Origin of the sequence: Mesorhizobium sp. B3-2-1, from assembly GCF_006439515.1 — a bacterium.
Taxonomy (GTDB): Bacteria; Pseudomonadota; Alphaproteobacteria; order Rhizobiales; family Rhizobiaceae; genus Mesorhizobium.
Window position 1 is genome coordinate 79,644 of sequence record NZ_VFTI01000021.1, and the last position, 14,151, is coordinate 93,794.

Annotated in this window: 7 protein-coding genes; 3 read left to right on the forward strand and 4 right to left on the reverse strand. The window is 60.8% G+C overall.

Annotation, left to right across the window (positions count from 1 at the left end):
* Nucleotides 1-383: 383 nt before the first annotated feature.
* From FJW08_RS21300 to FJW08_RS21310, 3 genes are all read right to left on the reverse strand, one after another.
* Nucleotides 384-1,304 (reverse strand): hypothetical protein, encoded by a 921-nt coding sequence (locus FJW08_RS21300; RefSeq protein ID WP_140812154.1) that lies wholly within the window; start codon nucleotides 1,302-1,304, stop codon nucleotides 384-386.
* Between the two features lie 280 nt (nucleotides 1,305-1,584).
* The gene (locus FJW08_RS21305) at nucleotides 1,585-5,055 is read right to left on the reverse strand and encodes a YhaN family protein (RefSeq protein WP_140812155.1); all 3,471 of its coding nucleotides are present in this window, start codon (nucleotides 5,053-5,055) and stop codon (nucleotides 1,585-1,587) included.
* Complete coding sequence (locus FJW08_RS21310; RefSeq protein WP_140812156.1) at nucleotides 5,052-6,311, reverse strand: DNA repair exonuclease; 1,260 nt, start codon at nucleotides 6,309-6,311, stop codon at nucleotides 5,052-5,054. Before FJW08_RS21310 ends, FJW08_RS21305 begins: the two co-directional genes overlap by 4 nt.
* Before the next feature lie 330 nt (nucleotides 6,312-6,641).
* On the opposite strand from FJW08_RS21310, the gene FJW08_RS21315 reads away from it, so the two are divergent.
* The 3 genes from FJW08_RS21315 to FJW08_RS21325 are packed head-to-tail and all read left to right on the forward strand — an operon-like array spanning nucleotide 6,642 to nucleotide 13,118.
* On the forward strand, nucleotides 6,642-12,620 hold the full coding sequence (locus FJW08_RS21315; protein ID WP_140812157.1) for a DUF3320 domain-containing protein: 5,979 nt from the start codon (nucleotides 6,642-6,644) through the stop codon (nucleotides 12,618-12,620).
* A 28-nt stretch (nucleotides 12,621-12,648) separates the two neighbouring features.
* Nucleotides 12,649-12,858, forward strand: coding sequence for a hypothetical protein (locus FJW08_RS21320; protein WP_140812158.1), 210 nt, complete (start codon nucleotides 12,649-12,651; stop codon nucleotides 12,856-12,858).
* Nucleotides 12,855-13,118: an ATP-binding protein gene (locus tag FJW08_RS21325; RefSeq protein ID WP_246682478.1), complete on the forward strand. Its 264-nt coding sequence runs from the start codon at nucleotides 12,855-12,857 to the stop codon at nucleotides 13,116-13,118. The genes FJW08_RS21320 and FJW08_RS21325 overlap by 4 nt, the downstream gene beginning before the upstream one ends.
* A gap of 517 nt (nucleotides 13,119-13,635) precedes the next feature.
* On the opposite strand, the gene FJW08_RS21330 is transcribed toward FJW08_RS21325, so the two are convergent.
* On the reverse strand, nucleotides 13,636-13,884 hold the full coding sequence (locus FJW08_RS21330; protein WP_140812159.1) for a hypothetical protein: 249 nt from the start codon (nucleotides 13,882-13,884) through the stop codon (nucleotides 13,636-13,638).
* Between the last annotated feature and the right edge of the window lie 267 nt (nucleotides 13,885-14,151).

The following is a 14,151-nucleotide window of genomic DNA, read 5'->3' on the forward strand; positions in this document are numbered from 1 at the left end:
TAGGCGGCGCCGGCTTAGCCAGGCTTACCGCGACGGGCGATGACGGCGTCCCGTTCCCGGGCCACGCGGGCCTGACGGCGACCAGCGGCAGGCATTCCCGGGTGAAGGCGTCTATAACGGCCAGAACCCGGAACAGCCGGATGTGCTTGGGGCGTCGCGACAAGTCGAGCGAACAGCGCTCGCTCATCCTGTCCGGCACGATCATCGGCCGTCTCGGTCCCAAGCCTACTTGCGGCTGCCACTCCTGCAAACTGCAGCTTCTCCTCCTCGGTAAAGCCGCATTCAAGGCATGATGTGGATGCGTCGGTACAGGCCGATTTCCTCGTACGAACCAAGTGGTTCACCAGGCCGTCGTCAACTGTTGAACAAGTGATGCCTGTCGACTATTTTGGAGTTTGTTCATTGGCGAGCGAGTCGGCCTCCGCTTTGAGTTGTGTCGTGGCGTCCCTTGCGCTGTTGATCAAACCAATGGTCGCTGGTCCATTACCCGGAGTTTGTCCGTGACCCCCTCCGGGACACGAGTCGATGATGTTGCTCGATGCCTTTGTCAGGGGATCATCGACGCTCGCCAGAGACTGAACAACCTTCGCCAGAAACTCTCGAGTTCGTTTATCGCGAGTGACAAATGCGTCCACCAAATTCACACTGTCTGATAGATCTATCAGAGCCGACATGTCTGTGTTCAGTGATGTCATATAGGGCGTCGCAATTACCTGCTCGTTCACGGAAATCCTTGGAGAGGGCATGCGCTTATCAAAATCGACCGGTGCAATTCTCATAGTCAACGTATGCGGCGTCGGCGATGGCGGCGATGGTGCAGGGCCCTTACTCAAATAGAGAGATACCCCCGCCGCCAGGGCGGCCGTGATGAGAGGAACGATGGTTCCAAATTTCCTCCACCAATCCTCGTTTTTTTTCGCCTCGTTCCTGCTCTGAAAGACTTCTTCACTGGTTTCGCTGTCGACGTTGACAACGGCAGCGAGCTTTTCAGGTGGCTTCTCGCCAATCCAGCGGACTTGGTTTCTTACAACGCGGTATTTTTCAGGGTCGATCCGTTCTCCATCGGCGTAGACCTCTTGAAGTGATGCGCCGGGTAACTCAAGGGCCGGACACCGCCAAGAGCGTGTGATAGGGTCCAAATCGTCTTGGGTCAGTCTGACTGTAAACCCTATGGTATGCGCTTGCGTCTCTTGATCTGACGTCTGCGTATTCAACAAATCAGCCCCCCGAGTTTTGAGCTTCGTCTCATTTTCACTGAGAAGGTATCGTTCCTCGCACAGGCGCAGCAGCGTAGCATTCGCCACTGAGCATTGTATTGCACGTGCAAGGTATCTGAAGCTGGGATCTCTAAGAAAGCCTTTTTTATGGCCGAGATCGACGCGGTGGTGATGTCCGTGAATTGAGGGCCATAGCTCAACTTTCGTGTCGGCAGTTTCCTCTAGCAGGCTTCTGTTGAAGAACTCTGACGTATAACCTTGAGGATGGTCTCGTCACCGACTGAACGTCTGACATCAGGCGCGAAGCGGTCGTTGACAATCCGGCTTGCCTCGCGAGAACGGGCCAACGACAATGACGCCGCGTAAATCACCCAAGCTCATGGATCGCGACGTTGGGGATGACGGCCCTGGCGATGTCGCATAGGTGCTGGTGATGGGTGAGATAGATCACCTGGCCGACGCTGGCCATCTCACCGAACAACCGGAAAACTTCTTCCGACCGCAGATGGTCGAACGTTTCCATAATGTCGTCGGCGATGAACGGAACAGCCGGCCTAAGCTTGGCAAACTCGTAATATCCGGCGAGGCGTAGAGCCAGGTAGAGTTGGAAGCGCGCGCCTTTCGAAAGAGCGTCCGCGACCTTCGATTGGCCATCCCGCTGTGTCGCGATGAGGACCTCGCCGCCCTTTACCGGCTGGGTCGTCAAGCCTGTGTACTGGCCCCGCGTGATCAGTGCGAAGGCGTCGGAGGCCTCGCTCATCATTCCGGAGCGGTGACGTTCGCGATAGACCCGAAGCGCGCTCGACGCCGACATCACTCCAAGCTTCAATTCGATGTAGCGAACGGCCTTTTCCTCGATTTCGAGAAGGATGGTGCGACGATCGGCATCGATGCGGGCAACCGCGCTGTCGCCGCCGATCGCATCGAGCTTGTCGGTCGCCCGGGTTCGCCCGACGATTTGCTGTTGCAGTGATTCATCGAGGTCGGCGAGTCGCCGCTCGACCTCCGCCTTTTCAATTGCGAGCCCATCGAGATCGAGGCCTTCCAGCAACGACTGCGCCTGGATGAAGTCGCCGAGGGCGAGCTCGCTTGTCAATCGTTCTTGAAGCTCGGCCACGGCCCTCTGCAGGCCGTCTCGCTCGCGAAGCTGTTCATCGCGCTCCATGACCTCGGGCAGAGTGTTCACTCCAAAGGCGTCGAGCACCTCCTGCTTTGTTGTCTCCCGTGCCGCGGCCTCAGCGTTCAGTGCCTCTCGAACGTCCTGCAACTTTTGAACATCAAGGAGTAGATTTGCCCTCGCCTCACAGGCACGCTCGGCTTGCTCCAGACGTTCTGACAGCCTGAAGCTTACCTGTTCTGGGGCGTCGTCTCTGGCACGCTCGCCGGTCTGCGCACCAAGACGGGCCATCTCTTCAGCGAATGCAGTCCTGTCCGCCTCCATCTTGCGGATGCGGATACGCATGGCCTCACGATCCTGCAGGGCCTTTGACAGCTCCGACAACTGATTGAGCACGCTGCCAAGCCCGGACCCGGCGATGCCTTCTTCGAGCCAGGTGCCCTTCAGCGTTTCCTTGACCTCGGCCTGCCATGCATCATCTCGCCTCTCGGCATTTTCGACCGCGAGCCGCCTCGCCGCCAGTTCGTCCTCCTTCGCGGCGACGCTCCTCAGCGCCTCCGCGCGCTCCGCATCGACCTTCGCCTGTCTGTCCAGGAAGCGGTCAGCGGCGACCGCCATTGCCTCCAGTGCCTCACCGGTTTCCGGCTGAATTCCAACGCTTTGGAGGGCCGAGGCCAATCCGAGATGGATCCGCTCAGCTTCGGCTGTCGCGCGCTCGATCCTTGCGTGTGCAAGCAGGATCTCGTCCCATGCGTCAAGCGCGTCAGCCCGGGCGGAAATGCGCTCCTCGACAAGCCCGATCAGCAGGTCGAGCGAATGCGCCTGGGACTCATCGATTAATGCGCTCGCCATTTGCGTGATTTCAGCTGACGCCATTTCCACGCGCCGGGCCACCCCGGCCAGTTCGCCGCTGATACGCTCAATGGCGGCTTCCGTCTCGGCCGCCTTTTGCTTGATTGCGCCCAGATCTGCCAGCTCGCCCGCATGGGCTAAGCGAGCCGCGCCGGCATCATCGTCCTTGGCCAACGCTGCGGCAAAGAGATCTGCCGTTCCGGCCTGGAGATCCGCCCGGTGAGTTCGCCAGGCTTCATCTCGCGCGCGTCGCAGGGCCGCCGCCGTGTCATCGTCGGCGAGATCGACCGGGGCGGTGACTGCGGCCAGGCGCGACGAAGTGGCCAACCGGCTTCGTTCATGCTCGGCCAGACGCTCGGAGAAGACCGCCTTATCCTTTCCAAGATCCGCGCCCAGCGTTTTCCACGCAGCAATGTGCGTGGCTGTCGGAACCGGCATCTTCGAAAGTGCGTCCGCATCTCCCGACCACGGCTGGAGGCGCCGCGTCGCATCCGACAGCCTTGCTTGCCCCTCGTCCTCCAACGCGCACGCCTCTCTTATCTCGCGTGCGTGACTGCTGGCCTTCGCCTGCGACATGGCTGCCATCAGCCTGGCCCTTGCGGGCTCGGGCACCGCCCTCTCCTCGCCAACGCGACCTCGTGCAGCGTTGAGCCCGTCGAGCGCGGCGGCGGCTTCGTCGCGAGCCATCCGCAAGCTCGTCGTGATGCCGGAGCGTTGCTCGACCATGGTGCGAAGCGTGCCGACCACAAACGCCGGCAGGATGAGCCGGGACGGATCCGGTTCGGCCGACCTTCCGAGCGCGGCGAGACAGTTCGCCACCACCTGGTCGAGCATCTGGACTTCCATCTTTCGGGTCGGCAGATCCATGCCCGCGGCCACATAGCGCGCCTTGCGATCGGCAAGTCCGCGCACCTGTTCGGAGATCGCCAGCACAGCGTCGTCGACAGCGATTGCTTCGATCTTTGCCTTCGCCCGATCGATCTCATCGCCATTGGCCTGGAGGCGAGCTCTCAGCCGCGCATCTTGATCGATCAATTCCGCGACAGTGCCGCTCCAGGTTCTGGGAGGAGACGGAATGTCAGGCAGCTCAGCCAATCTGGCCGCCTTGCGCTTGACCTCCGCGAGGAGCGGCGCGGCGCGGGTATATCGGTCGATTGTGGCGAGACGCGTCGACAATGCCGAGCGTTCAGCTAGGCTGCGGTCATACCTGTCCTGGGCTTCCACCCGTTCCGCCTCGAGCGCCTCGAAGGTGGAGGCCAGGGTATCGATTGTCTCCTTGCGTGACTTGAGTTCCGCGAAGCGCTTCTTCAGCAGGGCGATTTCCGTGGTCTGGGCCTGTTTTCGGTGGAGGCTATCTGCTTCCGTTTCCAATGCAGTCAAAACATCGCTGGCATGACCAAGCCCGGCGCTGGCGGTGAAAAGGAGTTTGCCGAGATCGCCACGCGATTCAAGGATCGCCTTGCCCCCTGCTTCCAGGGTCTCGTCATCGAGTGAGAACATGCTGCTGTAGGCTTCGCGGGACAGTCCGGCGAGGTGAGCCGAGATGGCAATTTCACTCAGCGGCCTGCCTTCGGCATCGTGCAGTGAGTTGCTGCGGCTTTTGGTGCGCGAAACGGCGAGCGTCCGTCCCTCGAATTCGAGCAGTCCGCCGATGCGCATCGAGCTATATTCGTGCAGGAAATTGTAGCGGCTGCGCTCCTCGATGCCAAAGAGCAGATCTAGGTAGGCGGAAAGCGCCGTCGACTTGCCCGCCTCATTCAGGCCGAAAACGATATGCAGATCGGGGCCCGAAACCGGCTTCTCTCCGAAGTCGATCGACTTATCGGTAAACTTGCCGAAGCGGGTCAGATCAAGGCGCCGCAACCTCATCCCGTTGCACCAGCCTTGAGCCCCGCCGTGACCACGTCAACGCCGCGTGCCAACACATCGTTGAGAAACTGTTCAAGCCCCGCTTCGTCCTTGCCGGCGAAACCGCGAGCATCGGGCGGCAGGTCCGCGATCGTCTTCGACACAAATTCTCGCGCTTCGGCTCGAAAGGCTTCCGAGTTCGTATTGGCCCGCATTGACTGAGCGAGTTCCAAAGTTGGATCGGCAACATTTCCCGAATCTCCGACAGCGGGAGCTGAAAGATCAAGCTCCAGCTTCTCCACCCAGGTGTCGCCCACCTGTTCCGCGGCCTGTTCGGCTTCTGCGACAACCAAGTCCCGGTCGCGGATCATAGCCCATGAAAGCGCGGAAGCGCCGATCAGGCCAAGGCGGGCAACAAGGTAGCGGGATTTGGTAGCCTCCCGGGATTGATCGAGCCCTGATCGGATGCGGGCGATGGCCTCGCTCCATTCCAACGCCCCGGTCAGGTCGACGCTCACGCGCTCGAACTGCGCGACACTAGTGAGCCTCTCCTCGATCTCGACAGAGCGATCATCACGAATGGTCACCAGCGTGACCGACTTCTCGCCGGCTTCGTTGATATCTCTCCCCTGAGGAATCCCTGGCATAACGAGCGTGCTCGCGCCGGAATACACCTGCCGAACGTGAATGTGGCCAAGCGCCCAGTAATCAAAACCGTGGCTGTGCAGGTCGGCGACGCCGCAGGGTGCATAGACGTCATGGCCTGGGGAGCCGGCCAGGCTCGTGTGCATGATGCCGATGTTCGCAGCTCCCTCCTGCGGGGCGGCGTATTTGGGCAGCAGGGTCTCGAGCGCCTTTGGGCTGGCGAAGCTCAGCCCATGGAACGCGACGTCCACTCCAGCGCCAGGCTGAATCACGGATTGGCCGCGGCCGCCAAAAACAGTCACCGTGTCGGGCAAGACCAGCTGCTTTGTAATTCGCGACATGGCGTCATGGTTGCCGCGGATCATGTAGACCCTGACACCGGCTTGATGGAGGCGCGTCATCTGGACGGCCAGAAAGCGCGCCGTCTTCATCGAGGTCTGGTCGCCATCGTAAAGGTCGCCGGCTATCACGAGAGCGTCGACACGCTCTGCCAGGCAAAGGTCCACTGTCGCGGTGAAGGCCTGCCGGCTGGCATCCCCGATAAGCTCGGCAAGTTCAGAATTTCTGAGTGCGAGCGAGCGCAGTGGCGAATCGAGATGGAGGTCGGCCGTATGAACAAATCGAAATGCCATCCGGGCGCCCTCCAGGCCCGAACAAAAAGTCCAGGCAAATGCCGATACCTAGTCAAATGCGCCCATGCCACCACGGCGTGCGACAAAGGCAGCTTGGGTTTCGGTAGCAAAGTCCGGCAGCGTTCGGCAACAGTCCTACTGCAATGAGGTCACGAAGTTAAGGACGACCGTTATCGCGCGTCCCCCGGCGGTGCATTGCTGAGAGTGCGCTTCACCGTTGGTTGACCCAGCTATCGCGCGGATAAGCGAAGCCTTTTATTCGTTCAGCCCGCCGGGAGCCTTTTATATCCCGAAAAAATTGCTAATCTGAATTCAGGGGACTTAGGGTCAATGCAATCTGTTGATAGTTCAGAGCTAGTATTAAATGATGATGCGGTAGCCGACAACTCGCCTGCAGCGAGCATAATCGCGGACGTCGCGTCCAGCTTCACTTATGCGTCCTATCAGAACGCGATACCGGTGGTTCGGTCCATCCGGCTTGATAACGACTCCGTCCGCACTCTGGAGAATTGCCGTCTCGAGCTGACGTCATCGCCCTCATTCCTGCGACCGAAAACCTGGACAATAGACCGTCTCGTTCCTGGCGACAGGCTTGAACTGAGCGACCGCAAAATCGAGCTCGATGCCGGATATCTCACAGGCCTCAATGAGGCCGAGCGAGGTGAGATCACGTTGCGGCTGACCGCGGCAGGCGAGGTCCTCGATGAGCGGCGGCTGACAGTCAGATTGCTCGCGCGCGATGAGTGGGGTGGCGTTGCCGACATGGCGCAGTTGCTTCCGGCTTTCGTGATGCCGAATGATCCCGGCGTTGCGCCGATCCTGAGGGTCGCAGCGGAACGACTTGTTGCGCACGGCCATCCGAGCGGCCTTGACGGCTATCAATCGCAAAGTCCGCAACGGGCATACATGCTGGCTGCCGCCATCTATTCGGCGATCGCCGGCATTGGCCTGCACTATGCCGAGCCTCCAGCGAGCTTCGAGAGCCGAGGCCAGAAGATCAGGCGGCCAACGACAATGGCTGAGGAACGCTTGGCAACTTGCCTGGATACGTCGCTTCTCTTTGCTGCTGCACTGGAGGCTGCCGGGCTTCATCCGGCGGTTTTAATGTTTGACGGGCATGCCGCGGTGGGAGTCTGGTTGGCCAAGCGCACCTTCTCAAATGCGGTCGAAACGGACCAGATGGAGGTGCGCAAGGCGCTGGCTTCGCGTGAATTCATCGCGTTCGAAACCACAGGCGTGACGCACCGCCCTGCGCTGACGCTCGAGGCCGCCCAGAATGTGCTCAGTATCCGCCTGGCGGAAGAACGGGCGCAAGCCTTCGTTGCAGCCATAGACATCCGGCGATCGCGCAGTGGCGGCATCACGCCGCTTGCCTCGCACGAACCCATCAGGCGAAACACAGTCGATGAGCAGGCGGCGGCAGTCGCGGCCCTCCCGCTTCCCCCCGCGCCAGCAATGGGCGAGATGCCGGCTGAGGCCATTGAAGCGAAGCCTAGCACCGCGGCCGGCCGCATCGACCGCTGGCAAAAGAAGCTGCTCGACCTGACGCTCAGGAACAGGCTGCTGAATTTTCCCGAATCAAAGAAGACAATCCCATTTCTGTGCACCGACGTGGCCTATCTGGAGGACAGGCTGGCAAATGGCGCTGCGGTCCGTGTCATATCGTTGCCAGGGCAGAACCCTTTGGGCGAACGGGACGCGGAGCTCTATCGAGATGTCCACGGCCGCGATCTGCAACGCGGGTTCGCGGCTGAAGCGCTGCAGAGGGACGAGCTTGCCTCCACGCTAGATGCTCGTCAACTTGAGGCGAGACTGATCGATCTTTACCGTCAGGTGCGTAACGACTTCGCCGAAGGCGGCGCAAATACGCTGTTCCTGGCGGTCGGCTTCCTGCGCTGGAAAAAGAAACCGGAGGATGAACGCAGCTACCGGGCGCCGCTTTTGCTGGTCCCGGTCAAGCTCGAGCGACGGAGCGCGACGTCACGCTTCACGATCCGCTTCCATGAAGACGAGCCTCGGTTCAACGCCACGCTACTTCAGTTCCTGGAGCGCGATTTCGAGCTTCGCCTTCCCCAGTTTGCTCGCGATCTGCCGCTAGACGACAGCGGGGTCGACGTACCGCTGGTCCTTCAGACGATGCGCCAGGCGGTTCGCGACGTGCCCGGAATGGAGGTGATGGACGAGACCGCCTTATCGACATTCTCCTTCGCAAAGTTCCTTATGTGGAAGGACCTGGTCGAGCGGACCGATACGTTGCGCCAAAACCGGGTCGTTCGCCACCTCATAGACACGCCCGAGCAGGCCTTCGAGAGTTCGGGCGGCCAGTCGGGCTTTCGCGATGAGGCAGAGCTGGACCGCGCGTATGAGCCGTCCAACATCATAAGTCTCCTTCCTTTGGATTCATCGCAGACAGCCGCGAGCATCGCCGCTGCCGAGGGGCTTGATTTCGTGATCGTCGGTCCACCCGGGACAGGGAAGAGCCAGACGATCGCCAACATGATCGCCAACTGTCTGGGCGTTGGCAAAACGGTCCTGTTCGTGGCTGAGAAGACGGCGGCGCTGGATGTCGTTTATCGCCGGTTGCGAGAACATGGACTTGGAAATCACTGCATCGAGCTACATTCGAACAAGGCCGATCGCAGGCATTTCCTCGGCCAACTGAAAGCCTCATGGGAGCACGGCGGCTGCGCGGATGCATCCCAGTGGATTGCCATCAACGAGCGGCTTCGCCTGCGCCGCGACGAGTTGAATGCCTACGTCGAAGCGCTTCACAAACGCTATCCCAATGGTTGGACGCCCTACCTGGCGCTGGGCATTGCGCTCAAGTCTAATGATCAGACCGTGCCAGCATTCACGTGGCAGGCGCCTGATGGGCACGACCCGCAAACGCTTCTCGAATTCGAGGAGCTGGCCGCGCAGGTCGGCCTGGTCTTTGGGTCGGTAGAGCGTCAGCCGGCGTTGGATCTGGTCGATGTTGGAGAGTGGAGCAGCGATTGGCAACTGAGAGTGCTGGCTGGGGCGACGTCTCTGCACTCCGCCATCGGCCAATTGACGGCATCGATCCGGGACTATCAATCCGGTCTCGGCCTTGCCCCCAGTGAGCCTTTGCCGCACGCGGAAATCCAGTCGCTCTTGGGCCTGGCGCAGGTTATGGCGCAGACCCGCAATTGCGATGTCTCGATTGCTTATGACCGGGATTTCTCGACCTTCGGCGAAGCGCTCGCCACCCTAGAGCGCTCGATCGCAGCTTATCGGGAGGCCGAGCGTGGCCTCTCGGCGGCCTATGATGTCGCGACCGTCCGTGACCTCGACCTGGATGTTCTGGACAGGCAATGGCGTGATGCGGAAGCATCGTTCTGGCCGAGATCGGTCGTCGGCAAACGTAAGGTCCAGAAACTGCTTCAAAGCCGCGCACAACGAGGCATCGCCGACCCCGGCAAGGATCTTCCGCTGCTCCGTCGGATGAGAGCGTTTCTGGCCGCGGTCGACCAAAGCCCATTGGCAGGCAAGCCCCTACCGATCGAAGGCTTAGCAACAGACGTGAAGGCTGTAGGGGCGATCCTCGATCTCGCTCGGCGACTTCGCGTGTCGCTCCGCATTCCTGGACGGAGCCAAGACGAATTTCGGGCCATCATCCGTTCCGTTGCGCCTAATCTGCGCGGTACCCTTGAAAACGACCGACTGCGCGAGGCGGGCGACAAATTGCTGGCGGCCGCCGAGGGATTCCATGCTGCGAGAGTGGCGTTCGGCCAGACCGCGGGACGCGAGCTTGCGGATCCAGCGGATGGTCCGGGTCTTGAGGCGCTTAGGGCCAAACTGATTGAGCTAGCTGGTGCCCGAAACCTGCTTCGCAATTGGGCGGCCTGGTGCCAGGTGAAAAGACAGGCGGTCCAACACCATCTTGCGCCTCTCGTTGAGCAGATCGAGAGTGGGATGATAGCTCCCGACCAGACGCGTTGCGCTTTTCGCGTCGGCTACGCCAGATGGTGGCTGCCGAAGGTTCTCGACGGCGACGCCGTATTGCGAAACTTCCGCAGGTTCCAGCACGAGAACGCCATCACGGAATTTCGCGAGATCGACGATCTGGTGCGTGCACAAGCCACCCAGCGCGTCGTCAGCGCGCTCGCGCATGGACTTGCGCCGGTCCAGAGCGTTTCACGCAACTCAGAACTGGGCTTGCTGCGACACCAAATGGAGCTTCAGCGGCCGAGCCAGTCGATCCGCGACATGATCGGCAAGATGCCGCAGTCCTTTGCCAAGCTCGCGCCATGCATGTTGATGTCGCCGCTTTCGATTGCGCAGTACCTGCCTCCGAACCAGGCGCTGTTCGACGTGGTGATCTTCGACGAGGCCTCGCAGATCACGACCTGGGACGCGGTTGGCGCGATAGCCAGGGCGCGCCAGACGATCATCGTGGGCGATCCCAAGCAGTTGCCGCCGACCAATTTCTTCGGCCGCAACGAGGATGAGGAGGAGGTTGCTGACCATGAAAAGGATCTGGAAAGCATCCTCGACGAGGCAAGGGCGTCCGGGATCGCGGTGCGTGATCTCAGATGGCACTACCGCAGTCGAAGCGAGTCGCTGATCGCGTTCTCCAACTATCACTATTACAGCAACCGGCTGGTCACGTTCCCCTCGCCGGCGGTCAACGATCGCGCGGTTCGCCTGCACCGGGTGCCGGACGGCGTTTACGATCGCGGCAAGAGCCGCACAAACAAGATCGAGGCCATGGCCGTCGTGCGCGAGGCAGTCAACCGCATGAGAAACTGGCTGGCGCTGCCGGAAAGCGGACGACCGACGCTTGGTGTGATCACGTTTAATGCGCAACAGCAATCGTTGATCCTGGACCTGCTCGATGCCGCGCGCCGGGACCATCCGGAACTCGAATGGTTCTTCGCCGAAGACCGGGTCGAGCCGACGATCGTGAAGAACCTCGAGAACGTCCAGGGTGATGAGAGGGACGTGATCCTATTCTCGATCACGTTCTATCGGGATGCCTCCGGAAAGCCACCCGCGATGGACTTCGGGGCGCTGAACCGAGACGGCGGCGAGCGCCGCCTCAACGTCGCGGTAACACGCGCTCGCCAGGAGCTCATCGTCTTCTCCGGCTTCACCGCGGACCAGATTGATCCTTCGCGAAGCAAGGCGATTGGGGTGCAGCATCTGAAGACATTCCTCGACTATGCCGACCGGGGCCCAATTGCACTGCCCGCCCAGGATCTTGGATCGGTCGGTGGTTTCGATTCGCCATTCGAGGAGGCGGTCGCCGAACAATTGGAGCAGCGTGGATGGACGGTCGTTCCGCAAGTCGGGATTTCCGACTTTCGCATCGACTTGGGAATCCGCCATCCAGATCTGGCTGGGGCGTATCTGGCAGGCGTCGAGTGCGATGGAGCGACCTATCATCGATCGGCGACCGCAAGGGACCGTGACAAGGTTCGCGAGCAGGTTCTGACAGGGCTCGGCTGGACCATTCGTCGTGTATGGTCGACGGACTGGTGGTTCGACGCAAAGGGATGTGCCGAACGTCTTCACACCAGTCTGGAGACCCTGCTCGAGGAGAGCCGGGCACGCCAGCTGACCGAACAAAGCGCGGAGGTGACGACGCGCTGGGAAATGGGTCAGCAGGTCGATCCGACAAGCGAGACCAGCGACCCCGCGTCGCCACCAATCGAGGAACCCCTGCCCCTCCCGGCCACAGCCGGGGCCGAGCTCGTCTCGACAGATAATCCCACGGTTCCCGAGCCCTCGGATTTTGCAGCACTTTCAACAATGGTCGGCGAGCCAACCCAGAACCATGCCGAGCAAAGACGTTATCGTGTGACGGATCTATCCGACTTTCGGCCGAACCCCGAGCAATTCTTCGAGTTTAGCTACGGCACCATCCTGCGCGGGATGATCGAAGCCGTCATTGACATGGAGAGCCCATTGCGTTCCGACGTTCTCGCCCAGCGCATTGCACGGGTTCACGGTTGGCTGCGCACGGGCGGCCGCATCCGCGAGAGGATAGACCTGCACTTGCGAGATCTGGATCGCACGCAGGAATCCAGCGGCGAATTCATTTGGAAAAAGGGAGCCATCACGGACTTCCTGTCTTATCGCCAACCAGTCAACGAGGACGCGAGACGGTCGATTGTCGATATCCCCCTGGCCGAGCTCGCTTCGGTGGTGATCGACAATCCCGGACTGCTCGATATGCCCGATCCTGCACGCGATCTGGCACACCTTTTGGGCGTGGAACGCCTCGCGGCGATCTCACGGGCACGGCTGGATGAGGCTATCGTCAGGGCGAGACGCCAGTTTACCTAGCAACAAACCAATCGGGCTTGGACAAAACGTGGACTCAGCAGCACAGGAAGATGCAGCGGCAGAACCGCCCGCGAAGGTGACGTCGGTCGCCGCCAACATTCTTGGCGAATTCTTCACCGCATTGGAAAAGGAAGAAGGTCTCGGGGAAGTCGTACCGAGGCTTCGCAAGGTCGTGCTCGACGACGGCGTGTTTGCCGAACCGTCCATCCGCGTCGCTATTTTCCCGGATGCCTCATGATCCGGATCGACAAAATACGCATTGAGGAGTTCCGTGGCATCCGCGACCTGACACTTAGTCTCAACGGCCAGAACTTCGCAGCCTGTGGGCCGAACGGAACCGGCAAGAGCGGCATCGTCGACGCGATTGAATTTGCCCTGACCGGCAACGTCTCCCGTTTGGCCGGCGCAGGGACTGGCGGTCTTTCGGTAAAGTCGCACGGCCCACATGTTGATAGCCGCAGCAAACCAGAGGCGGCCTCGGTCAGGGCCAGCCCCTGATCCTGCAGAAGCTCGACCAGGAAGGCGGAATGACCGAGCCGTTCGGCAGCCTCCACGTTCAGCCGCCAGGCCTCGAGCATATTGGCGGGAAGGCCTAGATAGCGGCTCAGCGTCTCCTCTGCCATTGGATCCGCCTTCGGGAAAGCCTTAAGCGCCTGGGCATAGGGACCCTGCGCGAATTGCGTCACGGTCCCCATGAAGGAAGCGAGGTCCGGCGGCGGGGGCTCGATGCCGGTCTTCTTGTGAAACCAAGCGTCGGCGGCAAAGGTTGGCATCAAGCCGACGGCGTTGGAGAAATTCGCGGGATAGTCGAGCACGCTAGACTGCAGCGTGATGCCATTGAGGTCGAGGCCGTCCTCGTGCAGAAGCCAGGCGAGCACGCAGCTGCGGGCCGTGCCGTAGGACTCGCCGAGCAGCAACCGCGGCGAGTTCCAGCGGTTCGCTTGATGAACTGCTTGATCGAGACGGCGTCTTGGTCAGTGGCCCGGGGCTGCTCAGGTGCCCGGACGTATTTCTTCTAAAGCCCGAAAGAGGCTGGAAAAGGGTTCGTGTCATACCCGAGGCGCGGCTCTGGATTGGCTTTTGTGTCAGTGTGCGGCGTTGCAACAGTGCCAGTTGCACCACAGTCCAGTTTTGCTGCCTTGGCGGCCTTGATCGACAGACCAGCACACGCGTTGACAGTGACGGGTGCTTTCTTCTTTTCGTGCGCCAGGGCGGCACTCGACACGGTAAGGACAAGCGCCGCGCAAACGAGAGCGATTTTCATTAGGAACTCCCTTTTTAGCCATAGCTAATAGACAGTTAACGCAACGTCATCTGCCCGTCAATCAAGGTGGTTAAAGGTGACGTCACGTGCGGCCATCCCATGTGCAACCAGATCGACATGGAGGCGCTTGGCGCCCGCCTGGGGCTCGACCACGGCGCCATGCATAACGCCTGGTGAAGGTGGTACGATCGTTGCAAGTGTTGGCGGGCAGCTCGGCTGGGACAGAACGTTGTCAACGACTATCGACTGCCGGTCGTGAAGATGGTG